The 24,229-nt window shown below is 41.7% G+C and carries 16 protein-coding genes and 2 tRNA genes; 13 read left to right on the top strand and 5 right to left on the bottom strand.

The genetic code is table 11. The annotated features are described in order from the left end of the window. Nucleotides 1–103 precede the first annotated feature (103 nt). From ACNEUN_RS00090 to ACNEUN_RS00065, 6 genes are all read left to right on the top strand, one after another. Nucleotides 104–2,353, top strand: coding sequence for a heavy metal translocating P-type ATPase (locus tag ACNEUN_RS00090; protein WP_463630027.1), 2,250 nt, complete (start codon nucleotides 104–106; stop codon nucleotides 2,351–2,353). 214 nt (nucleotides 2,354–2,567) lie between these two features. Then, nucleotides 2,568–4,034 carry an FAD-dependent oxidoreductase gene (locus tag ACNEUN_RS00085; RefSeq protein ID WP_463630025.1) on the top strand — a complete coding sequence of 489 codons (1,467 nt, stop codon included), beginning with the start codon at nucleotides 2,568–2,570 and terminating at the stop codon, nucleotides 4,032–4,034. A 109-nt stretch (nucleotides 4,035–4,143) separates the two neighbouring features. After that, nucleotides 4,144–4,217: transfer RNA gene (locus tag ACNEUN_RS00080), tRNA-Gly, on the top strand. A gap of 269 nt (nucleotides 4,218–4,486) precedes the next feature. Then, nucleotides 4,487–5,050 (top strand): alkyl hydroperoxide reductase subunit C, encoded by a 564-nt coding sequence (ahpC, locus tag ACNEUN_RS00075; protein WP_427876067.1) that lies wholly within the window; start codon nucleotides 4,487–4,489, stop codon nucleotides 5,048–5,050. Nucleotides 5,051–5,146: 96 nt separating this feature from the next. Beyond that, nucleotides 5,147–6,841 (top strand): alkyl hydroperoxide reductase subunit F, encoded by a 1,695-nt coding sequence (ahpF, locus tag ACNEUN_RS00070; protein ID WP_463630023.1) that lies wholly within the window; start codon nucleotides 5,147–5,149, stop codon nucleotides 6,839–6,841. Between the two features lie 69 nt (nucleotides 6,842–6,910). Then, nucleotides 6,911–7,813: a LysR substrate-binding domain-containing protein gene (locus tag ACNEUN_RS00065; protein WP_427876070.1), complete on the top strand. Its 903-nt coding sequence runs from the start codon at nucleotides 6,911–6,913 to the stop codon at nucleotides 7,811–7,813. Nucleotides 7,814–7,893: 80 nt separating this feature from the next. On the opposite strand, the gene ACNEUN_RS00060 is transcribed toward ACNEUN_RS00065, so the two are convergent. Together ACNEUN_RS00060 and tgt are read right to left on the bottom strand one after the other, a co-directional pair. Next, nucleotides 7,894–7,976: transfer RNA gene (locus ACNEUN_RS00060), tRNA-Leu, on the bottom strand. A 99-nt stretch (nucleotides 7,977–8,075) separates the two neighbouring features. Beyond that, nucleotides 8,076–9,401: a tRNA guanosine(34) transglycosylase Tgt gene (tgt, locus tag ACNEUN_RS00055; RefSeq protein ID WP_463630021.1), complete on the bottom strand. Its 1,326-nt coding sequence runs from the start codon at nucleotides 9,399–9,401 to the stop codon at nucleotides 8,076–8,078. 149 nt (nucleotides 9,402–9,550) lie between these two features. Here tgt and ACNEUN_RS00050 point away from each other — a divergent pair, with 149 nt between their 5' ends. Further along, nucleotides 9,551–11,239: a S1C family serine protease gene (locus tag ACNEUN_RS00050; protein ID WP_463630019.1), complete on the top strand. Its 1,689-nt coding sequence runs from the start codon at nucleotides 9,551–9,553 to the stop codon at nucleotides 11,237–11,239. Between the two features lie 238 nt (nucleotides 11,240–11,477). Here ACNEUN_RS00050 and ACNEUN_RS00045 read toward each other — a convergent pair whose 3' ends face one another. Both ACNEUN_RS00045 and rlmB read right to left on the bottom strand, forming a co-directional pair. Beyond that, complete coding sequence (locus ACNEUN_RS00045; protein WP_463630017.1) at nucleotides 11,478–13,175, bottom strand: ABC transporter ATP-binding protein; 1,698 nt, start codon at nucleotides 13,173–13,175, stop codon at nucleotides 11,478–11,480. Nucleotides 13,176–13,295: 120 nt separating this feature from the next. Next, nucleotides 13,296–14,282, bottom strand: coding sequence for a 23S rRNA (guanosine(2251)-2'-O)-methyltransferase RlmB (rlmB, locus tag ACNEUN_RS00040; RefSeq protein WP_427876078.1), 987 nt, complete (start codon nucleotides 14,280–14,282; stop codon nucleotides 13,296–13,298). 228 nt (nucleotides 14,283–14,510) lie between these two features. Here rlmB and ACNEUN_RS00035 point away from each other — a divergent pair, with 228 nt between their 5' ends. The 6 genes from ACNEUN_RS00035 (at nucleotide 14,511) to ACNEUN_RS00010 (ending at nucleotide 23,187) form a co-directional block, all read left to right on the top strand. Beyond that, entirely contained in the window at nucleotides 14,511–17,498 is a 2,988-nt protein-coding gene (locus ACNEUN_RS00035) for a cation-translocating P-type ATPase (RefSeq protein WP_463630015.1), read from the top strand. 245 nt (nucleotides 17,499–17,743) lie between these two features. Next, a complete protein-coding gene (gene dcd / locus ACNEUN_RS00030) occupies nucleotides 17,744–18,325 on the top strand; it encodes a dCTP deaminase (RefSeq protein WP_427876082.1) in 582 nt (193 codons plus the stop codon). Nucleotides 18,326–18,651: 326 nt separating this feature from the next. Continuing rightward, nucleotides 18,652–19,389, top strand: coding sequence for an alpha/beta hydrolase (locus tag ACNEUN_RS00025; RefSeq protein ID WP_463630386.1), 738 nt, complete (start codon nucleotides 18,652–18,654; stop codon nucleotides 19,387–19,389). Between the two features lie 66 nt (nucleotides 19,390–19,455). Then, complete coding sequence (locus tag ACNEUN_RS00020) at nucleotides 19,456–19,917, top strand: nucleoside deaminase (protein ID WP_427876083.1); 462 nt, start codon at nucleotides 19,456–19,458, stop codon at nucleotides 19,915–19,917. Between the two features lie 209 nt (nucleotides 19,918–20,126). Continuing rightward, nucleotides 20,127–21,095, top strand: coding sequence for a ketopantoate reductase family protein (locus ACNEUN_RS00015; RefSeq protein WP_463630013.1), 969 nt, complete (start codon nucleotides 20,127–20,129; stop codon nucleotides 21,093–21,095). A gap of 217 nt (nucleotides 21,096–21,312) precedes the next feature. Continuing rightward, complete coding sequence (locus tag ACNEUN_RS00010) at nucleotides 21,313–23,187, top strand: alpha-glucosidase (protein WP_463630011.1); 1,875 nt, start codon at nucleotides 21,313–21,315, stop codon at nucleotides 23,185–23,187. Between the two features lie 31 nt (nucleotides 23,188–23,218). On the opposite strand, the gene ACNEUN_RS00005 is transcribed toward ACNEUN_RS00010, so the two are convergent. Further along, on the bottom strand, nucleotides 23,219–24,004 hold the full coding sequence (locus ACNEUN_RS00005; protein WP_427876091.1) for an SIR2 family NAD-dependent protein deacylase: 786 nt from the start codon (nucleotides 24,002–24,004) through the stop codon (nucleotides 23,219–23,221). Between the last annotated feature and the right edge of the window lie 225 nt (nucleotides 24,005–24,229).

Below are 24,229 nucleotides of genomic sequence, written 5' to 3'. Positions count from 1 at the left end.
TGCATTAAATCTTATGATCTTGCTGCTCTCAGTGGGTTAACAAGGCGTGAAATCGTGTTAGCAACGTTTCTCGTAGTTAACCTGATCAGCGTAAGGAAAGTATATGCGTAAACTTTTAGCGTATTGCCGTCGTGTTCCACAATTAACAATTGTTACTCTTGCATTGCCGTTTATTGCGGTTTTATATGTATCGAATACTTCTGTATTAACAGCGTTCGGTAAGCAATTTTCTAAATTATTGCAGCAAATTTTCGATTTTGCACGTATCAATTACAATATTGCAATAAATTTAACAGTTGGCCAGTTTATTATCGTTATTTTTGTAGCCTACACGTGTGTTATTTCGTTGTGTAGCATGATTCGCGATTTAAAAAATGGAACGTTGGGTATAGATTTGCTTGCTTTCGTTGCACTATTAGCAACACTTGGTACAGGGGAGTTTTGGGCAAGCTATCTTATTGTTGTAATGGTTTGGACCGGAGAGGCGATTGAAGATTTTGCTAATATGAAAGCTCAACGCAACTTGTCACTTTTAGTAAATGCTTCTCCTAAAACAGCCCATCTTATGACATTGCCTGGTATTGAACATGAAACACATCATATTCAAAATGCGATTGAAGATTACAATCCGCCATGCGCAAATGACAATCAATGCAAGCCAACTTTATGTGCTCTTTGTCAGCATGCTGAATTTAGGAAAGCAGATACTGCTTATGCTACAGATTCTGCAGAAGATTATGATCAACTCCATAATTGCGCTCATAAACGCAATGTCTGCCCATTTTTGCAATCAAACACAGATGGTTCTATTGTCTCAAAATTACAGCGTTACACTACGATTCCTGTTGATGATTTAAAAATTGGCAACGTTATTATTGTTCTTCCTGGCGAAACTGTTCCTGTTGACGGAGAACTATTAAGTGGTTCAGCTGTTTTAGATACAAGTGCTATTAATGGTGAATCTGTACCTCGAGAAGTTTATGCTGGAGCGTCAGTGCTATCAGGCTGCGTAAACGGTGGTGTTGTGCTTATTATGCGCGTAACAAAACTGTCTAAAAATTCGCAGTATCAAAAAATTATGCAGCTTGTCGAATCAGCTAAATCTTCTCGCGCAGCTGTTGTGCGATTTGCAGATATGCTTTCAGTACCGTTTACAGTATTTTCGTTTATGCTAGCTGCTGCAGCTTGGATTATTTCAGGAGATCCTTTGCGATTCGCGCAGGTGCTAGTGTTGGCAACGCCGTGTCCTCTACTGATAGCTGTTCCTGTAGCTTGTATGGCTGGTACGGGTCGTTTAGCAAAGCTTGGAATCGTAGTAAAAAGTCAAAATGTACTTGAACAGTTAAGCCGCGTAACTGACGTATTTTTCGACAAAACTGGCACGTTAACTGTAAAACAGCCGCAAGTTGTGACAGTAGAAGTAATTGATACTACGCAAAAAGCTAATCGCATAGTTATGCTTGCTGGCGTGCTGGAAACATATTCTCAGCATATTCTCGCTGGTGGTATTGCAAAAGCGGGTTCTGTTTTATGGGAGCGTGAGCATCCATCGTCTACTCCGCAGATTCCTAGCGTGCGAGAATATCCTGTAGTTAACAGTGTTAAGGAAACAGCAGGACAGGGTATTCAAGGCATTGTAGATGGTATTACGGTACGTGTAGGACGCAGAAAGTATGTAACAGAGCAAGAAGATAATTATGCTACAGGAAAACCTCTTGCTTCAGACGAAATGGCAACTTACGTATCGTTCAATGGAAAGCTTGTAGGTCGCATTGTACTAAAAGATGTTCCGCGAGATAATGCAAAATCAACTATCAAAAAATTGCGTTCGCTAGGAGTGCGCTCTATAGCAATGCTTACTGGAGACGGTTTGCAGGCAGCAAAAACAATAGCTTCAAGCGTTGGAATAGATTCTGTACATGCTGATTTACTTCCTGAAGATAAGCTTAGATACGTAAAGCAAAATGATTACAGTGATTCTAATGTTCGTAAACCTGCAGCAGTAACAATGATGGTAGGAGATGGCGTAAACGATGCGCCAGTTCTTGCAGCTGCCGATATTGGCGTAGCTGTTACAGATGGAACTGATACTGCAGCATCTGAATGTGCGCAAGTTGTTATTATGAACAATAATATTTCTGCTGTAGCAAGTGCTATAAGCGTGGCAAAACGTACAAAAATTGTTATGATTCAATCAGTTTTGCTGGGAATTGGTTTAGCAATTATTAGTATGATTTTTGCAGCTTTTGGATTTATTCCTGCGGTTCTAGGAGCCATGATGCAAGAAATTATTGACGTAATTTCTATCACTTGGGCGTTAACAGCGTTGCGACCAAATAAAGAAGTCGATTAAGAAAATAGTTAACAAATAGTAGCAGAAATTTATTTTCGTAAGCATTTTCTAATACTTAACTATGCGCTAGTCTAAATATGAAAGCATACGCGGAAGCTTTTGATTGTTGAGTGCTAAAGATAGCACGCGAAGGCATCCCATGCTTGAAGACCGTGCAGAATGCGCGAAAAAACGGCAAAATTGCTGTATTATACAGTTCAATATGGGGATAATAATGGAAAAAGATAATATAAATGAAAAAGCTTTTAACAGTGAGCCTGAATTGCGTATTGCTGTTATAGGAGCTGGTCCTGCAGGGGTATATTCTTCAGATATTTTCTTGCGACAACTTTCAAAACAAGGAGAAGAATTAGGGCTTGGTACAAGCGCTCGCATTGATCTTTTTGAAAAATTGCCTGTACCTTTCGGTTTAGTGCGTTACGGTGTGGCTCCAGATCATCCAAGTATTAAATTTATTGCCGATGCTTTAGAAAAAACTCTTGATAATCCAAATATTCATCTTTATGCGAATGTTGAATTTGGTAAAGATATTACTCTTGAAGATTTATTAGCTCGCTACGATGCTGTGCTTTTCGCTACTGGCGCTGTTGAAGATAGGCCACTTAAAGGAGTAGCGGGCGCTGATCTAGATGGTGTTTATGGTGCTGCAAAATTTGTAGAATGGTACGACGGATATCCAACTAGTAAGCGCACGTGGCCTCTTGAAGCTAAGGAAGTTGCTGTTATTGGTGGCGGAAACGTGGCAATGGACGTTGCTCGCGAGCTTCTTAGAGATCCTGATTATTTGCGTGCTCATACTGATATTCCTGATGATGTTTATGAAGGATTACAGCAAAACAGTACGCAAACTTTGCATTTATTTATTCGCCGTGGTGTTGCTCAAGCAAAATTCTCAGTTCAAGAATTACGTGAAATGGAAAAGTTATCCGGAGTTCAGATTGTTATAAATGAGGATGATTTTGAGCTTGATGAAGAAACAATAGAAGTAGCTGGCAACGATAAGCTTACTCGCCAAATGGTTGAGGAACTGTTTGCTATTCGCGATATGGCTGAAGATATGGAAGATGCTGGAAACGTTGATTTTGAAGGGAAAACTGCTAATAAACGTTACGTAATTCACTTCAATTCAGCTCCAGTAGAAATTATTGGCGAAGGCGGACATGTTAAAGCGATTCGCGTTGAGCGTACTAAAACTAGCGCAGACGGAATAATGTCTCGTACTGGAGAATTTGAAGAGTATCCTGTGCAAGCAGTGTATCATGCAATTGGTTATCATCCTGCTGAAGTTCCTGGCATTGCTTACGATGAAAAACGTACTTTGCTTGCAAATAGTGAAGGACGCATTACAACTGCTGCAGAAGATGGTGAAGTTAGAGAACGATTGTATGCTACTGGCTGGGCTAAGCGTGGACCTGTTGGATTAATCGGTTCTACAAAATCGGATGCTCTGTTCATAGTTGGCAACATGTTGGAAGATCTTGCAAAAAGTGGTTTTGTAAATATAGATAGAGATCCTCAGTCTATAAATAAATTACTTGAGTCTCGTGGCATAAAGGCAATAGACTATGCTGGCTGGAAACGTGTTGATGCTTATGAGCGTGAATCTGGTGCCAAAGAGCAGCGCACTCGTAAGAAGGTAGTTTCTACTGCTGATCTCGTAAAGATTGCATTAAATGAATAAATAGTTGCGTCTATTGTGCTGAAGTGCTCAATAGTACGTGCTAGTCTTAAAAAGTTGCACATTTATTGAAGTGTTTTTGTTTTAGCACTTGTAATTTATTGTGCAACATGCGGATGTAGTTCATCGGTAGAATGGAAGCTTCCCAAGCTTCAGAGGCGGGTTCGACTCCCGTCATCCGCTCCACGTGGAAAACGTTGGTATATCAACGTTTTTGGCTTGTTTTTACGCCTTAAAAATAGGCTAAATGTGCAAATGATGCGCATTTTGTGTACAAATTGCTGATATTATTTTCGATCAAAATATAAAATTGTTATTTTGTTGATTTTTATTGATGATTCACATAAGCACTATAGAAAATGCCTATAAATCTAGAATTTTTAATAGATGTAATCTATTTTTGATATTGAAAGATAAACGCAAAGAAAGCGCAAAATCAGAATTTAGGAGTAGTTATGAGTTTAATGAATACGCACATTCTTCCATTTAAAGTAAATGCTTATAAAAATGGCGAGTTTACTGAAGTAAGTGACGCTGACGTACTCGGCAAATGGGCAATTTTCTTCTTCTATCCAGCAGATTTTTCCTTCGTGTGCCCAACTGAGTTGGAAGATTTAGCTAACCACTACGAAGAGTTGCAGAAGCTTGGAGTAGAAGTGTATTCAGTTTCAACAGATACGCATTTCGTACACAAAGCTTGGCATGATGATTCTGAAGCAATTGGCAAAGTAAAATACACAATGTTGGGTGACCCTTCTGGTGCTCTTTCGCGTAACTTTGACGCTTGGAATGAAGAATCTGGTTTGGCACATCGTGCTACATTCCTGGTTGATCCTCAAGGCATTATTCAATTCTTCGAAATGACTGCCGACGGCATTGGTCGAAATGCTGATGAGCTTCTTCGCAAAGTTAAAGCAGCACAGTATATTGCAGATCACCCAGGCGAAGTATGCCCTGCAAAGTGGGAGCAGGGAGAAGAAACATTGGCTCCTTCTATTGATTTAGTTGGAAAGATCTGATTTTTCTAAAAGCGCGTAGGAAGTTTTTAATTTCCTGCGCGCATGATTTTTACCATAATTAATTGTTATAAAAAATTTTGAAAGAAGTAAAGTTTTATGTCTTTGTTGAATACGTCTTTAACTGATCAGTTGGCGCAATTATTGAAGAAAATGGTATCGCCAGTTGAGATTGTAGCGTATCTTGACGATTCGGAAACATCTCAAAAAGTTAGTAATCTTTTAAAAGAAGTATCTCAACAAAGTGAAAAAATTAGTGTTATTGACGGAGAAAAAGCAGGTATTTCGTGCAATATTATGCGCAAACCAAGCTTTGTGATACGCAGTACAGAATCGCAAAATAATCAAAACAAAGAAAATAATATAGAAGTTACTTTCGCAGGTCTGCCTTTAGGCCACGAATTTAGTTCACTCGTACTTGCACTGCTTCAGGTGAGTGGTTACGCTGCAAAAATTACTCCAGAACAGAAATCTGCAATTTTGCAACTTGGTTCTCATGATTTAACTACTTATATGTCTGTAACGTGTTTAAATTGCCCGGAGGTTGTGCAATCTCTTAACACAATTTCTATTATTAACCCTGCGATTCGTCACACTGCTGTAGAAGGTAGCGCTTTTCGCGAAGAAGTAGATAATCTAGGTGTAATGAGTGTGCCAGCAGTGTTCGAAAATGGCGAACTTATTGCATCTGGGCGGCTTGGTATTGACGAACTTGTGTCTGTGCTTTCTCAGCTTGAGAAAGAAAAATCAAGTGACGGCTCATCAACTAAATTTGACGCTAGTGTTTCACGTGAAAATTCGCCTGCTAGTCGTACTATTGCGCAAAAAATGAATTCTCAAAATCCGTATGATATTGTGATCGTCGGAGGAGGACCTGCTGCTTCTGCGGCTGCGATTTATACAGCTAGAAAAGGCTTAAGCACGGCAATGATTATGGATCATCGCGGTGGGCAAGTGGTAGAAACAGAGAGTATTGAAAATCATATTTCTCAGCCTCACACTACAGGAGCTAAACTTGCTGCAAATCTAACTGATCATATTTCTCAGTACGATATAGATGTATTTACTCCAGACTGGGTTGATTCTATTGATATATCTTCTAAGCCTTACGGTTTGCACACAGTACACGCTCGCTCTGGTGGTGAATTGAAAGCTCAAGCTGTGATTATCGCAACTGGTGCAACATGGCGCACTCTTAGAGTGCCAGGTGAAGAAGAATATCGCAATAAAGGTGTCTCATTCTGTCCTCATTGCGATGGGCCATTGTTTAAAGATAAAAATGTTGTAGTTGTAGGCGGAGGAAACTCTGGTGTCGAAGCTGCAATAGATTTAGCTGGTATTGCAAAGCATGTTACAGTAGTCGAATTTATGGAAACTCTTAAAGCAGATAAAGTTTTGCTAAACACTCTACATAATTTGCCTAATATTGACGTAATCACAAGTGCTGCTGTAAGCGGTATTGATGGTAACGGTAAAAAAGTAACTTCCGTGCGATATCGCAGTCGCGTAGATAATGCTGAAAAATCTGATTTAGAAAATGTTATTACTACTGATGGCGTATTTGTACAAATCGGTTTAGTTCCTAATACCAATTGGTTGAATAATCAGGTAGAGTTGAATAAGCGTGGCGAGATTATTACAGATCGCAGCGGCTGCACAAAAATACCAGGTATTTTTGCTGCAGGAGACTGCTCAAATGAGCCGTATAAGCAAATAGTTACAGCATATGGATCTGGTGCAACTGCAGCACTTTCCGCTTTTGACTATATTATTCGTAGGCCGCAGAAAAATTAAATAGACTAGAATTTTTGCGTTCTGCATGAAATATGTGCAGAATTCGGTTAAAAATTAATGGAGGCTTTCGTGAACGTAAGAGCGCTTGAATATCTTATAGCTTTTGCACAAGAAGAGAGTTTTACAAAAGCAGCCGCACGAGCGAAAGTCTCCCAGCCGACGTTGTCTACTCAAATAAGAAAACTTGAGGAAACTCTAGGAGTAGATCTTATTGAGCGAAATCCTGGTAAACAATTACTTACTCCTGCAGGGCGAGAAGTATTGTATTACGCAAAGCGAATACAAGCAGATATGTCACATATTCGTCAAGCAGCTAGATGTGCAGAAGACCCGTGGTCGTCAACAATTGTTATTGGAATATTTCCTACTCTTTGCACATACCTTCTGCCGCGTTTAGCGCCCGTTTTGCGAAAATATAAGCCGAATCTTACAGTGAGATTTGTTGAAGAAAAATCAGGGGAATTACGCCAGTTATTAGATGACGGTCAGATTGATGCTGCAATTTTTAGCGAAGGTTTTGCTAGAGCGTCTATTAGTGTTAAACACTTATTTGACGAAGATTTTTTGTTGGCTGCATCTACAAATTCTGCTTTTGGTCACGAGACCAGCCCTATTGAGATTTCAAAACTTTCCTCGCAGCGCGTGCTTCTTTTAGAAGAAGGGCATTGCATGCGAAGAAATATGATTGATGTTTGTAATAAAGTTGGGGCTAATCAGTCTGAATTTTCTGCAACTTCGCTTGAAACATTGCGTTATATGATACCTAGCAGTAAAGATGTAACTTTACTTCCACGTTTATCAACTTTGCCGCCTATAGTGCAGCCTGCTGGAGTTGTGTTAAGAGAATTTGTTGATCCTAAACCTTACAGATCGCTTTATTTGCAATGGCGTTCTGCATCTCCAATAAACGGCATTATGGAAGGTTTAGCCAATATTATTAGTGCTACTTGTTCAGATTTGCACAGAAAATAAATTACGAAATTTTAGATATTTCGTTGAGTTGACTTTCAGTAAATAAAACAAAAACGTTGAAATATCAACGTTCTTAAGAGTGCGAACGGCGGGACTTGAACCCGCACGAGTATACACTCACTGCCACCTGAAGACAGCGCGTCTACCATTCCGCCACGTTCGCATACAGAGCATAAAACTACCATATTTACGCTTATTTAGCAAATAAAATATTCAAATAAATATAAGCGTGTTGGTAGTAATAATGCTCAAAAAATAATTATTATCCGCGCGATCCATTCTCATAGTAGTGTGCTAAGGATTCATCTCGAAATTCTTCGAAATAGCCTCCATTAATAGACGCACGAATATCGTCAAGCAGTTTCACAAAGAAACGCTCATTATGAATTGTTGCAAGAGTGTATCCGTTCATTTCCTTAGCACGAAGCAAATGATTTAAATACATGCGTGAATAATGCGTGCAAGTGTAGCAATCACAACCTTCTTCCAGAGGGCCTTGATCATGCTTAAACTCAGCACGCTTTACATTGTAGCGACCATGTCTAGTAAAAATCGCACCATTTCGGCCGCAACGAGCTGGAGCCACGCAATCAAAAGTATCTCCGCCGTTTTCTACGCAAGCAAAAATATCATCCACGGCTGCAATACCAAGCACGTGACGTGGTCTATTTTCTGGCATAGCGTCACAAATCCAAGCGCAAGTGTCTCCAATAATACGCTTTTCAATTGCGCCGCCAATACCAACTCCGTCAAAATCAAGAGAAGCAATCTGTTCAGCAGCATGCCTACGCAAATCTTCGTAATTTGCTCCCTGAACAACACCGTATAACGCTTGATAAGGTTTACCTAAGCGCTCCTGCGTTAAACGCTTATGCTCAGCAACGCAACGCTTTGCCCAGCGGAAAGTGCGCTCAACCGACTCCTCTTGATATCTGCGAGTATTCATCAAAGTTGTAAGCTCATCGAAAGCAAACATAATATCTGCGCCAAGCTTATGCTGAATTCCCATAGAAATTTCGGCGCTAAAACGATGCTTAGCCCCGTTAAGAGGAGACTTAAAAGTTACGCCATCCTCGTCAACGAATGCCATGCGTTCTTTTCCTTCAGCAATAACATCGTCGGACTTCATGCCCGTAACATCCATTGCAAGAGTTTTTTTGAAACCAGCACCCAGAGAAAGCACTTGGAAGCCGCCGGAATCGGTGAAAGTTGGCTTATCCCAATTCATAAACTTTCCCAATCCGCCTGCTTCATCAAGAATATCTTCACCAGGACGTTCATAAAGATGGAAAGCGTTAGAAAGCATGCATTGTGCGCCTAAATCTTTAATATTTTCCGGAAGCACTGCTTTCATAGCGGCTTGAGTTGCTACTGGCACAAAAGCAGGAGTTTGAATATCTCCGTGCGGTGTATGTATTACGCCTGTGCGTCCGTACCTAGCGCCGTCACGCCCCTTACCTTCAGCACTATTTGATAAACGAGTAGTTGTTGTAAAATAAAATTCACTTCGATCTCCTGGTTTACCAGGTTCTGCTCCGCGTGGATGCTCAAGAAGACTTGTCATATTATTTACTTTATTAGATGGCATGAAGAATAGTTAGTAATGTTGAGTTATAAAAATATTGTGACATGTAGAGTATATGTATATAAAATGATGTAGTTGCGTGTAAAAATAACTGTATTGATTTGTGACGGAATGGTTTATTATTGTGTGGAATGGCTTTTTAAGGAGAGTTAATGGCTGAAGATATTTATGGCACTAATAAGCAAGAGGCTTATGATAATCAGGCCAATCAATCCTATAATCAGGAATTTCAACCTGCACAGGCAGCAGAGCAGCCAACTCAGGGACAAGAATCACAACCTACTCAAGTTTACAGTCCAGCTCCAGAATTTGGTGCGTACGGTCCTGTAAATACTACTAACAATCAGCCACCTTCCTATCAGCCTGCTGAGGGTGGTAACGGAAGCAATTTCGCGAATCAACCTGGATATGCGTCTGATAATTCACAAAATCAAGAATTACAAAGTCGCCCTGGTTACGGAATGTTTAATAACCCATATCCTGCTAGCCAGGATTCGAATAATTCTTCTTTTAAAAACGGTACTCAGAACGGAACTGGTAACAAAGAGCGTAAAACTAGCAGCAATAAAGTTCCTAACTTTGTAGTTGCTATTTTATCTTCTGCTGTTTCTGCAGTAGTTTGCGTTGTAGTCATATGTTTTGCTATTACGCAAGGACTTATTACTATACCAAGTTCTGAATCTTTGGCTGATATTGGTAAATCTTCGGGATCTGCAAAAGGAACGGCTATTGTTAAGGGCGGTCAAGCTCCAGATTGGAAGGGTGTAGCTCAGCAAGTTTCTGGATCTGTAGTTTCAATCCAAACGCAACTTGCGGAAGGAATGGGTAAAGGCTCCGGTGTGATTATCGACAAAGATGGTCATATTGTTACAAACAACCATGTTATTTCTGGAGCTAAGCAGATTCAGGTAACTCTTGCAAATGGTCAGATGTGCAGTGCAACTTTAGTTGGTGCTGACAAGACTACTGATTTAGCAGTTTTGAAATTAGACAATCCTCCGAAAAATCTTAAAACTTCTGAATTTGCTGATTCAGATTCGTTAGCAGTCGGTGAGCCTGTTATGGCAATAGGTAACCCATTGGGATACGACGATACTGCAACTACTGGTATTGTTTCTGCTCTAAATAGGCCTGTGTCCGTTATGGACGATAAGAGCCGTTCGGAAATCGTAACAAACGCAATTCAGATTGATGCTGCAATTAATCCTGGTAATTCTGGTGGCCCAACTTTCAATGCTGCTGGAAAAGTAATCGGTATTAATTCTTCTATTGCAGCAACATCAGCTAAAAGCGGAACGGCAGGTTCTATTGGTATAGGTTTCGCAATTCCTGCTAACTTAGTAAAGCGCGTAGTTTCAGAAATAATTAAACGTGGATATGTAAAGCACGTTGCTCTTGGAATAACCATTAAAAGTGTTGCTGTAGAATCTGGTGGCGTAACCAGAGGTGGCGCACAGGTTGTTTCTGTTAACAATGGTGCTCCTGCGTCTAAAGCTGGTATGCATAGTGGAGATACGATCGTAGCTTTTAACGATAAGCCTGTTTCTAGCAATTACGCTTTGTTAGGATTTGTACGAGCTACAGCTTTGAACGATACTGCTGTTATTAGTGTGGTTAGAAACGGAAGCATTGTAAAACTGAAAGTTAAATTCGATCAGGAAGAAGCTTCAGTAATAGGCAACAATAAGCAGGATGCTAATCAGAAGCCTGATTCTACTCCGAAAAAAAAGCCTGGTTCTGATGGTAAATCTGACGATGATGACGATATTCCGTTCTCGCGTGGCGGTGGTGACGACGACGGTGATGACGGCGGAATTGTAGACCCATTCGGATTCTGGTAAACAGAATAGCTTAGCGCTTAGCGCTTAAGCTATAAACTGTGGGTTTTGCGCGTCGTTAGTTTTGCGCTGAATTGTCATAATCCTTGTGCAATTTTCGCAAGATTTGCTAATCTGCTAAGACTCGCAAAAATCATACGTAAGTTTCGTTATTAAACAGCTGCATATATTTAGTAATGTATTTACTAACTATTTATATAGCAGCTGTTTAATAATTTTTATAACTATTTATTTATTTATTCTATTTATTTATTTGAGAAAGCGGTTTTCGCTCGTAAACCTTAATTTCCGTGTAGCCAACTCCAGCTTTCCAAGCTGAAAGTACGCGAGCTATAACATGCAAATTATAGTGTTTAACATTGTAATTAAGCTTTTTAAAGTAATACTGCGGATCTTTTATAACGAAAATAAAGAAATCAGGTTCACCTTTAGCTGCACAATTTTCAATTTCTTGCTTAATCTGCTCATCTGTTGCTCTCTTATTTGTAATAAACGAGCGATTCTGGTAGCTGCAGCTTAAAAGATTACTATCAAAATATGGGTTTGCGTTGATAATTTGCCAAGCATATTGATGAGTATCGTTACCAGCAGCCTGCTGTAAATTGCCGTCACTATCGTAAATTGCTTTGTCTTTAAGCCATGTTGTCATCCAAAGCTTATGCTGCGCATTTTTTGAAATGACGTACTGAGCAATAGCGCGCGACCCAGAATAATCAAATAAAATATCACTTACGCAAGCAACAGTGTTCCAAACGAGACTTGGCAGTAGTACAAGAACGATAAGTCGTGAATTAGTTTTCTTGCTATCAAGTTTCTTATTTTTAGTAAAAGCTTTCCATAATTTAGTAAAAATTATTGGAACGTCGTCAGCATCAAGAGGTTTTTTATCAACACAAATCCATAATTGAGCAACGAAGAATACGAAAATAAGACCTACATGATGTAGTGTGAAATATCTATTTGCAATTATTGAGAAGATAAAATACGGGATAGTTAAAACTATGAGAGTTTTTCTGCGTCGTGCTATACGAATTGCAAACATCCAAATAGCAATAGAAATAATTACAGCAAATATTGAAGGGAAGAAATGCAATGGCATTTTGCGTATAGAAACATCGCCAGCAAATTGAGTAAACATGCTTTCAGAAGGAAGAACAAAGAAGAAAGCAAGGAACTGCATAATAGGAGAGTTTCCGTCGTAAGTTATTCGAGCTCCAAAAGCATCCGGATAAGGCCAGATACAGACCAAACATGTTACGCCTACAATAGCTAATAGAATCCAGCCTAGGAGACGATTCTTGTCATAAAACAAAGATAATAATGCTTTAGGGCTTTTAGAAATTCCAGCTTTTAGAATAGTTTGAAGAACCCAAACAATAGCAAAACCAGCTGCAAGAGCAATACCATATGCGCTTAATAGACACATAAGTATAAGCGTAAAAGTTAATTTCCAAGTATCAGACGGTTTCTTATCAGCTCTGCTCCAATAATACGCAACCATAAGCAGAGTAGCGCAAAGAAGAGCATATGGTCGAGAAGTAACACCGTATTGGAAGCAGAAAAAGTAAGTAAACGGCAGAAGTATAAGTGTCAAACGGTTAAACGGTGCTCGGAAAATAAGCCAAGAACCTAAAACTATTGCGCACAAAAATTGAACACTTTTAAGACCAATCTCGTACGGAACACCAGTTTTTGCTGGAATTGAAAGAATAAGAGTCCATAAAGGAGGGTGACCCTCGTAGTGTGGTCTTAAAGTAAGCAACTCAGAAAATGACGAGTCGCGCGCAATAAGCCAACTTTGTGCCTCATCAAACCAAGGTTCATGGAAGCACATCACTATCACTATTACCGCAAGATAAGCGGAAAAAGTGACTGTACGAGGGTGTTCTTTAAGCCGTGAACGTAATGATAGTTGAGCTAAAGATTTTTTCTCGGTCATAAACACTTTTCTCTTGGTTGTAAAAGTTTATTTTCTGCCGTTATTTTCAGTAGTCTATTTCTGGTATGACTAACTAAAGACTAGATAAAGTCTACTTAAAGTCTACCTAAAAACTACTTTTTAAAGTGCTGCTAGTCGGCGAGCGTTTGCTACAGCGTACAAACTAATACCTGCTGCAACTGAAGCGTTAAGAGATTCAACCGTGCTAGAAATTGGGATTCCAGCAATAGCATCGCACGCTTCTCGCGTAAGGCGACTCATTCCCTTACCTTCGGAGCCGAGCACAACAACTAGCGGATCAGTTTCAAAACCAGTTTCTCCAACGAGCTTATCGCCGCCGCCATCAAGACCAATTGCATACCATCCGCGCTCGCGTAAGCTTTGAATAGCTTTATTTAAATTCACAACTCGAGCAACCGGCAAGTGAGCTGCAGCGCCGGCAGAAACCTTCCAAGCGGCAGCAGTTACAGAAGCGCTTCTACGCTCAGGTAAGATAACGCCATTAGCGCCGAAAGCTGCTGCAGAACGAATAACAGCACCCAAATTTTGCGGATCTGTAACGCCGTCCAACGCAATAAACAATGGTCTAGCGTTAATGCGTGCAGCCAAAGAATCAGCTTCCTGCATAGCGCGAGCTTTTTTCTCTGCTTTATCTACTAGTTCCTGCAAAGAGTGGTATTGATACGGCTGAACTTTAAGAATAATTCCTTGATGGTTGCCAGATCGAGCTATTCGATCCATTTCTAAACGGTCTGCCTCAAGAAGTCTTAGCCCTTGCATGCCAGCTAACTTAACGATTTCGCGAGTGCGATCATCGTGTTCTATACGGTTTGCTACATAAAGCTGTGTGCTTGGTACGCCAACTCGAAGTGCTTCCAGCACAGCATTGCGTCCAATTACCAACTCGTCTGAATCAGTTCCCAGCTTATCCACTCTTCTTCTTGCTGCTAGTCGCGGATCCGCAAAAGTGCGCTTAATTGCAGCTTTCTTAGCAAAATAAGCTTTATGATATACGCGATCTTCAGCTTTTGGTGTAGGTCCTTTTCCGCGTAATGCATTACGATGTTTTCCGCCTGACCCCTTGGTCGGCCCCTTTTTCATATTCATACTACTATTCTCACATGCCCCCGAGGCATTGCTATTAATAGCTTTTCGAAGTGTCCAAAGTTTGCTGCTTCTAAGCCTGGCGAGTTGTATGGCATAATAGAACGGTACTTAATTGTTGCAAACTATTGCAATATTCCACAACCGCGCAATAGTTACAATACGAATCGCTAAAAATAGCGTTAGCATTGCGATTATTGACTACTCCGCGGCATTCCCAAGGGGGAAAATATGGTTGATCACGCTATTGATCAATCCGAAATTAAAGACTCTGGTGCTTATCAGAAAGACCCATCTTTAGAGGATTACAAAACTGTTGCTGAAGCTTTACATGTTAATGTTGCGCAAGGTTTAAGTTCTGAAGAAGCAGCTCGTAGACTTGAACAATTCGGCCCAAATGCTTTAGCTGCAGCTCCTAAAATTCCAGCATGGAAACGATTCCTTGAACAATTTAAAGATCCGCTCGTTTATTTGCTTATTGCAGCAACTATTATTTCTGCAATAGCATGGTTTGTTGAGCGTTCTCAGCATAAAGGCAATAGTGGTGGAGAGATTCTGCCGTTTGATTCAATCGTAATTATCATTATTTTGATTGCAAACGCAGTTCTCGGCTATATTCAAGAGTCGCGAGCAGAAGAAGCAGTCGAAGCTTTAGCTAGAATGAGCGCTCCGCAAACTTCAGTTTTGCGAGATGGTAGCGTTGTGCGCATTAATACTGCAGAAGTTGTTCCTGGAGATATTCTTGTGCTTGGCGAAGGCGATGCGGTTTCAGCGGACGCAAGATTACTTGCTGCAGCATCGTTACGCGTAGCCGAGGCAAGTCTTACCGGGGAGTCTGTTGCGGTAAGTAAGAAACCTGATACTTTACAATCTGCAAAAGCTTTAGGCGATCGTACAAATATGGTTTTCAACGGAACCGCTGTTACGCAAGGAACTGGCCGCGCTGTAGTTACAGCTACAGGAATGCGCACGCAAGTTGGCAAAATTGCGGATATGCTTTCAAAGTCGGATGATGAAGCAACACCTCTTGAGAGAGAAATGGTACGCGTCTCTAAAGTTCTTGGAATTGCGGTGTGCATTATTGCTGTTGTAGTTCTTGCATCAATGTGGATTCTTGAAGGTTTCCATACTATTCAAGATATTATTGATTCTTTGCTGCTTTCTGTTTCCCTAGCTGTTGCTGCTGTTCCAGAAGGTTTAGCAGCTGTTCTTACGGTGGTTCTTGCTCTTGGTGTGCAACGAATGGTGAGACATCATGCTGTTGTAAAAAAGCTTTCATCTGTGGAAACACTTGGTTCTGCCTCTGTTATTTGCTCCGATAAAACAGGAACTTTAACTCGAAACGAGATGACTGTTGAGCGCGTAATAACACCTAGCGGCGAAGTTCAGCTTACGGGAAGCGGTTACAAGCCTGAAGGTCGCATGATATTAATTGGTTCTGCGGATGCGGATCTGGCAGTGCCACAAAATCTTGCTACAGAAGTATTAGGTGCTTTAGGCTCTGGGTGTTTAGCTAACGACGGCGATTTACACTATGACGAAACTGCTAAAAATTGGCAGCCTGTGGGAGATCCTACAGAAGTTTCGTTAATAGTAGCAGCGCGTAAAACAAAAGCAGACAAACGTTACGCTCATTTGACTCGAGTTGCGGAAGTGCCTTTTACTTCTGAACGCAAGCGTATGTCTGTTGTCGTTAAAGATGGTTCGGATTCCGGCAATCTTATGGTTTGCGCTAAAGGTGCTCCGGACGTTCTTCTTTCTTATTGCACGCGTATTGCAGTAGCTGGTGCCGTGCGTCCGCTTACTGACGGCGATCGAGAAGATATTTTAGCAACTGTTGAACGTCTTTCAGGAGAAGCCTACCGCACGCTTGGAATGGCTTATAGGCCGCTTGGAGTCGATAGTCTTTCAAAAGTTGATGGCATGGTTTCTAACGCTGCAGGTCAAATCGCGGATGTTGCGGAACAAAGTGACGTACTAGAATCTGATTTGATTTGGAACGGCATGGTTGGAATTATTGATCCTCCGCGAATTGAAGTTCGAGATAGCGTAGCTCAAGCTCATCGCGCTGGAATCCGCACTGTTATGATTACAGGCGATCATCCTCTTACAGCTACGCGTATTGCTCGAGATCTTGGAATTATTGGAAAAGATGGGCATGCGCTTACAGGCGACGAACTTGACGATTTGCTTTCACGCGACGACGACAACATTGCTTTTGACGAAGCAATCAGTAAAACTAGCGTGTACGCGCGAGTAGCTCCTGAACACAAGTTGGCAATCGTTTCTTCGCTTCAACGTCAAGGAAATATTGTTGCTATGACAGGCGACGGTGTGAACGACGCTCCTGCAGTAAAATCTGCCGATATCGGCGTTGCAATGGGCATTACTGGTACTGAAGTAACTAAAGAGTCTGCCAAGATGATTTTGGCTGACGATAACTTCTCTACAATTGTTGCAGCAGTGCGCGAAGGCCGCGGAATTTTCGACAATATTCGTAAATTCTTGCGATACTTGCTTAGCTCTAATGTTGGCGAAGTATTCACTGTTTTTGGCGGAGTTGTTTTTGCTGGAGCGTTGGGAATTACTCAACCAAACTCTACAGGTGTTACATTGCCTTTGCTCGCGACGCAGCTTTTGTGGATTAATCTGCTTACGGACGCGGCTCCTGCGCTCGCAATGGGTGTTGATCCACAAACTGACGATGTAATGGATAGAAAGCCTCGAAAACTCACAGATAGCGTTATTGACCGACCAATGTGGGGAGATATTGTATTCATTGGCGTACTGATGGCTGCTATCACTTTGATTGGCATGGATATGCATTTGGCAGGCGGATTGTTTACGGATCGTTCAGTTGGAGTTATGAGTCACGCTGCTCAAATGACACATGCGCGCACTATGGGCTTCACAATTCTTGTGTTTGCTCAAATGTTGAACGCACTTGCTTCGCGTTCTAATTTGCAGAGTGTGTTCGTGGGATTGTTTGCAAACCGTTGGCTTTGGGCTGCTATAGCGGTTTCTGTAGTACTTCAGCTTGCGGTAATTTATATACCGTTCCTGAACGAGCCATTTGGTACTGTGCCGCTTGACTGGACTGAATGGTTCGAATGCCTAGGCCTTTCGATGGTTGTGCTAATTGGCTCTGAGCTGCGTAAATGTGTTTTGCGTTTTATTGCTAAACGCAAAGCTGCAGGAGCTTTGACAATGCCTGCTTAACGAAATAAGTGCATTATAGCAATTCTCAAATACGCGGTACAGTACGTGGTTTTCTTGCATCACCTACGTTTTGTACCGCGTTTTTGTGTTTTTAGTTTCTGTAAAATTTTTTGTAATCAAGTACAGACTGCAGCACGCGCTACAATTGTGCATATTGTAATTTTCGCGCAAAATAGATTATAAAAATATTTCGTGCGAACGATGAAGTTGCTTTTATACAGTCTTTTGCAAGGAGATTTGACGTTATGCTGTTGTCTGATCGCGACATTCTCAAAGCTCATGATGAGGGTCATATTGATTTGACTCCGTGGACTCCGGAAATGGTACAGCCTGCGTCAATTGACGTGCGTCTTGATCGTTTCTTCAGATTATTTAATAATCACGCGTATACGTATGTTGACCCTGCGGAAAATCAGGGTGAGCTTACTGAAGAGTTTGCTGTTAAACCTGGTGAGCCTTGGATTCTGCACCCAGGTGAGTTTGCTTTAGGTTCTACTTGGGAGTATGTGAAACTTGATGCAACTATTGCTGCGCGTTTGGAAGGCAAAAGTTCTCTCGGACGTCTCGGAATTTTGACGCACTCTACTGCAGGTTTTATTGATCCTGGTTTCGAAGGTCATATTACTTTGGAACTTTCTAATGTGAGCACTTTGCCGGTTAAATTGTGGCCTGGCATGAAAATCGGCCAAATGTGCTTCTTCCAGATGAGTTCCCCTTGCGTGCATCCGTATGGTTCATCAGTGAACGGCTCTCACTATCAGGGTCAGCGTGGTCCAACACCTTCTCGTTCATACGAGCATTTTTATCGCGCTGATTTGGATGACTGAATTGCAATTTGGGAAAGAAGAGTCTCTAAAAACGAGATTTTCGGTAGAAAAGTAGGAAATTCTCAGACAATTCACAGATAATCTTTGTGAAGCGTTAAGAATTATATGTTTAGATAATAATATCAACAAAAAAGATGGGCGCCAAAAGCGCACATGAATTATTCTTTCTTCTCTCCTTTATTTCCCCGGCGCGTGACGCCGGGGTTAAATTTTTTTAGCACAACAAAGCAAAGAACGCTGGTGAAATTATGAATGAAACTATTAATTCTGATGATTCTATGAATACTAATAAGTCTACGAATAGCATCAATAATAGTAATAATCTCATGTCTGCTAAAACATATGAATCTCATATTGGTCGCGAATCTAACATAATTAGAGGGCATTTTGGAGAGCCGCTTGAAGTAACGTGTGCTAAGTATTCGAGAGGTAACGCAACGGCATACCCTGCTCATCCGCTACTTCTTTTGCTGCACGGTTGGGGATCCAACGAAGAAGATCTTCTTGATTTGTTGAGAGTAGTAGCGCCTTACAATGATGCAATTGCACTACGAGCTCCGCTTAAACTTGCAGAAGGTGCTTACAGCTGGTTTCATGATGCTGTGCCGCAGCGCGAAGATTTAGATTACGATATGTATTCTGCTGCTGCCGCGATAGACAAATGGGTGTGTGAAAATGTTCCAGCGAATCGCGATATTGTGCCATTTGGTTTTTCGCAAGGTGCTGCGCTCGCGGTACATGTTTTGCGTTTGAATCCTGCGCGCTATCGTGCTGCTGTTTCACTTTCTGGTTTTATAGCACCTAATGTTCCTGCTTTTGCGTCTGAAATTGTGTTGAAAGATGATGATCTAGCGGAGCGTAATACTCCAGTATTTTTCGGTTACGGTTTAGAAGATGATGTGATTCCACCTTACGAATTTTCAGCTGCCGCAGCATGGCTTGAGGAGCACACTTGGCTTGAAGAACGTCGTTACCGAGGTCTCGATCATTCGGTTGATATGAATGAAATCGGAGATATTCGTAGATGGTTTATTACTCACGATATTTCTTCTGGGCTTATGTAGAGATTCACTTAGGTTTATGTAGATTTATTCGATTTTTATTTGTTTCTTAGTTTGTAAAGTGATTTCATGAACATGAGCGATGAGATAGTATTTGCAATGAATCAAGCCTTAGTTTTGGCTCGAGAATCTGCTTCTGCAGGCGAGGTTCCAGTTGGAGCAGTTGTGCTTGATGGTGATGGGAATATTATTGGCAAAGGCGCAAACATGCGAGAACAGAAAGCTGATCCTTTGGCTCACGCTGAAGTGCTTGCTATGAAATCTGCTGCTTTTTCGCGAAGATCTTGGAATTTATCTGACTGCACTCTTGTAGTAACTCTTGAACCTTGCCCTATGTGTGCTGGGGCTGTGTTGCAGACGCGACTTAAGCGTGTAATTTTTGGAGCATGGGACGCAAAACTAGGTGCGTGCGGATCTGTTTGGGATATTTTGCGAGATCCTCATGTAGGATCATATCCGGAAGTTATTGGTTCAGTATGTGAATCTGAGTGTGCTCAACTCTTGCGAAACTTTTTTGAGAATCACCGTTAAAACTGAATAATTTTTTAATTAGAAACGCCATAAGAAACGCAATTAGAAAAATTTTTGACAATCTCCGCGAATTGAGTAATATGCTATAAAAACAAAAAGCAAATCGTTTTTACTTTTGCTTTTGCAATATTTGTAGTCGCTTCGACGTAATTCCTGTAAAACGCATGAATCTCGCCTAAGCACATTTTTATCTAAAAGGAGGTGTCACTATGAGTGGCATGAAATATGCAATGATCGGTTCGGGAGCTATGGGATATCGCTATGGCGTTTTGTTGCAGGAAACGGCCGGTATTCATGTTGATTTCATTGACGCCTGGGATGAAAATGTGAATAAGGTTCGTGAACAGGGCGGCGTAATGGTGAGCCGAGACCATGAAAATCGTCATCTTGTGCCAATAAATATGTACACACCTGAAGAGTATGAAGGCGATCCGGATGTGTGGATTGTGTTTATGAAGCAGATGCAGCTTGCGGAAATGTTGGAGCGTTGCAAGCATTTGTTCAAAGAGCATCAGGTTGTGTTTGCTGCAATGAACGGTTGGGGTCATTTTGAGAAGATTCAACAGTATTTCTCGGACGATCGTATTTACGGCGGTACTGCAATGATTGCAACCGTTTTGAACGGCCCGGGTGATGTTGATTTTATTGGTAAAGTTGGCGTTGGCACAATGAATATGTGCGCATTGAACGAGCAGGTGAGCGATGTTGAGCTTGCTATGCGAGACGATTTTAAAGCTGCTGGACTTAACCCTACAATTACGGAAGATTTCAAGGGTACGTGCATGGCTAAGGTAGTTTTCAATTCCGTAGTTAACACTTTGTGCACAATGTATCAGATTCAGATGGGTCAGTTTATTTCTTATCCTGGAGCTATGGATATGGCTCGACAGCTCATTAACGAAGCGTACGACGTGTGCGATCGTGCAGGAATTCGTATGGTTAACACGCGTCAGCAGGAGCTGGAGGCTATTGACTATGTGAGCAGAGTCGCAAATCCTTTGCACTATCCTTCTATGTACCAAGATATGAGCCGCGGTCGCAAAACGGAAGTTGATTATATCAACGGATATATTGCGAAGCTTGGTCGCGAAAACGATTACGTTTGCCGCACTCACGAGTTCTTAACTCACGGCGTGCATTTGGCGGAACTTGCATTCAAGCTGCATAATCAGAAATGAGCGGTATTTAATTTTTTACAGAACGTACCATGAATGAGAAGGAGGTGCGGCTCGCGGTTTTTTACTGCGAGCCGCTTTTTTATTATCCGCGCGTAACATCTAGTATGTTGATAAAATTTAGAGTCTAAAATCATAAATACTATTAAATAAATAGAATTATTTGTAATAAATAAAACTGCAATAAAAATACTTATCAATGTAAATTAATGGGGATTAAATGACTACTTTTGACAGAGCGAACTTGCCAGAATCCGTGCGCACAAACGGCGCAAATCCAAATCCTTGGTGGGCAAATGCTGTAGTGTATCAGATTTATCCGCGAAGCTTTCAGGATACTAATGGCGACGGAATTGGCGATTTGAAGGGCATTACATCACGCCTTGACTATTTGGCTGATTTAGGTGTTGACGTGCTCTGGCTTAGTCCTGTTTACAAGTCACCACAAGACGATAACGGTTACGATATTTCCGACTATCAAGATATTGATCCGCTTTTTGGAACTTTAGAAGATATGGACGAGCTTCTGGCTGGAGCTCACGAGCGCGGTCTTAAAGTTGTGATGGATTTGGTAGTAAATCACACTTCTGACGAGCATGCTTGGTTCCAGGCTTCAAGAGATGCTTCTAGTGATTATGCGGATTGGTATTGGTGGAGACCTGCGCGTGAAGGTTGCGTGCCTGGTGATCCGGGTGCGGAGCCAAATAAGTGGGGCTCGTATTTCGGTGGTTCCGCGTGGACTTATGATCCAAAGCGCGGAGAATACTTCCTTCACCAGTATTCACCAAAGCAGCCAGATTTGAATTGGGAAAATCCTGCGGTTCGCATTGCAGTGTACAAAATGATGAATTGGTGGATGGATCGCGGAATCGACGGCTTCCGAATGGATGTGATTACGCAGATTTCAAAGCATGTTGATTCTGAAGGCCGTTTGCCGGGTGAGGTTGGTTGCCAGATTGAAGATTTGCCTGCTGGTGCCGACGGCTATTCTTCTCCATTCCCGTTCTGCTCGGATGGCCCTCGTTTAGACGAATTCTTGCGCGAGATGCGTGCAGAAGTTTTCGAAGGGCGCGAAGGTTATCTTACTGTTGGTGAGGCTCCGGGAATTTCAGCGCATCGCAACACATATATTACGGATCCTGCTCACAAAGAACTCGACATGTTGTTCCTGTTCAACCACGTGGATATTGATTGCGAAAACGGAACTAAGTGGAATCCTGTACCGCTTAAGCTTACTGCATTAAAGCGTGTGATGGCTGAACAGCAGCAGGCTGTAGCGGATGCTGGTTGGGCGAGCCTGTTCTTTAATAATCACGATCAGCCGCGTGCGCTTTCTCGCTGGGGTAGTGAGGCTAGCGACGAGATGCGAGTTCGTTCCGCTAAGGCGATTGCAATGCTTCTCCACATGCATCGCGGAACCCCTTACGTGTATCAGGGTGAAGAAATTGGCATGACTAACGCGCACTTTACGCGTCTCGAGCAGTATCGTGATTTGGAAGCGTTGAATATGTTTAAGCAGCGCGTAGAAGAAGCACATATTCAGTCTGCTGAGTCGATGATGGATGCGCTCGCAAAGCGTGGTCGCGATAATTCTCGAACTCCAATGCAGTGGAATGCTTCTAAATATGCGGGATTTATGCCTTTTAATGTCGCATCGAAAAATAACGCGGAGCCATGGATTAGTGTGAATCCTAACTATGTGGATATTAATGCGGCTGAGCAGATGGAAGATTCAGATTCTGTTTACGCTTTTTACAAGTATTTGATTGCTTTGCGCCATTCGGAGCCGATTGTTTCCGCAGGTTCTTGGAATTTGGTTGATGCTGACGACGAGTGTGTGTACGCTTTTTTGCGCGAGCTTAAATCTGATTGCAAAGAGCAGGAAGATTCTACAGAACGCATGCTCGTAATGGTTAATATGACCGACTCAACTGTTCCTATCCCTGCAGAAAGTGCGCAATTATTGCAAAATAGCGCTTCTGACAGCTTTGTAGAAGGTGACGTAATAGTTACAACCTACGACGTAAATCACGCGCTTATATCGCTTAAAAATGGCACACTATCTCCTTGGGAAGGTATTGCTGTCACTTTGTAATAGTTATTTTGTAATAGTTATTTTGTAATAATCACTTTGCAATAGTTTCGTCTACTAATTTTGGCAGAGCTTTCGCAATATCTTCTCGAATAATGCGCTCTGCCAAATAGTCGTATTGCGTAGAGCCTAGATTCATTATCGTAATCGGCACTCCTGCACGCGCAGCTAGCGGTACTAGAGAAGCAGCTGGAAATACTTCAAGAGTTGATCCAATAACCCACAATTCGTCTGCTTTAACTATTGCTTGCGCGCTTCTTTCCATAGCGCCTTCAGGAAGTGCCTCGCCAAAATAAACAACGTCAGTTTTAATTAAGCCATTGCAAGGCATATTGCCACTGTACGGCAGAGCGCGTCTGCAATGCGGATCTGGATGTGCATCCAAATCTGCCATAATATCGGCAGTTTTGTAGCTTGCATGGCAGCTCATGCAGTGTGATGTTCCGATGCTGCCGTGCAAGTTCACTATAATATCTGGGTTATTTCCAGCTTTTTCGTGAAGCGCATCAAAATTTTGTGTGGCGATTAGATCTAGCATTCCAGCTTGCTCAAGTTTTACAAGCGCTTTGTGTGCTGTTCCTGGCTGAGCGTTCCAAACAGGTGATTCTTTTTGCCAGCGCCAAGAGTAAACGCGATCTTCTTCGCTGCTTAGGAATGCGTCTATGTCATAAACGCTCATTTGCTCTGGATGCTTAGTCCATACGCCGTCTGGACCGCGAAAATCGGGTATTCCTGCGCTAGTAGATATGCCAGCTCCAGTTAGTACTACTATATGATGGCTGTGATTGTTTTTATGCGTACTGTTGTTGATGGTGCTCATAGTGCTATTCTCGTTTTCTTCTTTTGTGGTTGATTTTATATTTAGCTTTTATATAGATATATAGTACTTACATATTGCGGTTGGTTGAATATTTGAATAATTCGATTGGACAGCTGTTTTTGTTTCCGTTTTTGGTTTGTTTTTGTGTTTTTGGTTTGTGACACGCCCGGTTTTTTGGTTTGTGGCGTGTTTTTTGTTTATTTTTTGTTGGTTTTGGGTCGGGTT

It is taken from the genome of Gardnerella sp. C0684A1, assembly GCF_055326835.1.
The sequence above is the reverse complement of the archived record's forward strand: the minus strand, read 5'-3'. Positions and strand labels throughout refer to the sequence as shown.

Coding starts and splice junctions, on each gene's coding strand:
- ahpF (WP_463630023.1), top strand. CDS start 5,147: ATGTCTTTGTTGAATACGTCTTTAACTGATCAGTTGGCGCAATTATTG.
- ACNEUN_RS00010 (WP_463630011.1), top strand. CDS start 21,313: ATGACTACTTTTGACAGAGCGAACTTGCCAGAATCCGTGCGCACAAAC.
- ACNEUN_RS00025 (WP_463630386.1), top strand. CDS start 18,652: ATGTCTGCTAAAACATATGAATCTCATATTGGTCGCGAATCTAACATA.
- ahpC (WP_427876067.1), top strand. CDS start 4,487: ATGAGTTTAATGAATACGCACATTCTTCCATTTAAAGTAAATGCTTAT.
- ACNEUN_RS00085 (WP_463630025.1), top strand. CDS start 2,568: ATGGAAAAAGATAATATAAATGAAAAAGCTTTTAACAGTGAGCCTGAA.
- ACNEUN_RS00005 (WP_427876091.1), bottom strand. CDS start 24,004: ATGAGCACCATCAACAACAGTACGCATAAAAACAATCACAGCCATCAT.
- rlmB (WP_427876078.1), bottom strand. CDS start 14,282: ATGAATATGAAAAAGGGGCCGACCAAGGGGTCAGGCGGAAAACATCGT.
- ACNEUN_RS00015 (WP_463630013.1), top strand. CDS start 20,127: ATGAGTGGCATGAAATATGCAATGATCGGTTCGGGAGCTATGGGATAT.
- ACNEUN_RS00090 (WP_463630027.1), top strand. CDS start 104: ATGCGTAAACTTTTAGCGTATTGCCGTCGTGTTCCACAATTAACAATT.
- tgt (WP_463630021.1), bottom strand. CDS start 9,401: ATGCCATCTAATAAAGTAAATAATATGACAAGTCTTCTTGAGCATCCA.
- ACNEUN_RS00035 (WP_463630015.1), top strand. CDS start 14,511: ATGGTTGATCACGCTATTGATCAATCCGAAATTAAAGACTCTGGTGCT.
- ACNEUN_RS00020 (WP_427876083.1), top strand. CDS start 19,456: ATGAACATGAGCGATGAGATAGTATTTGCAATGAATCAAGCCTTAGTT.
- dcd (WP_427876082.1), top strand. CDS start 17,744: ATGCTGTTGTCTGATCGCGACATTCTCAAAGCTCATGATGAGGGTCAT.
- ACNEUN_RS00050 (WP_463630019.1), top strand. CDS start 9,551: ATGGCTGAAGATATTTATGGCACTAATAAGCAAGAGGCTTATGATAAT.
- ACNEUN_RS00045 (WP_463630017.1), bottom strand. CDS start 13,175: ATGACCGAGAAAAAATCTTTAGCTCAACTATCATTACGTTCACGGCTT.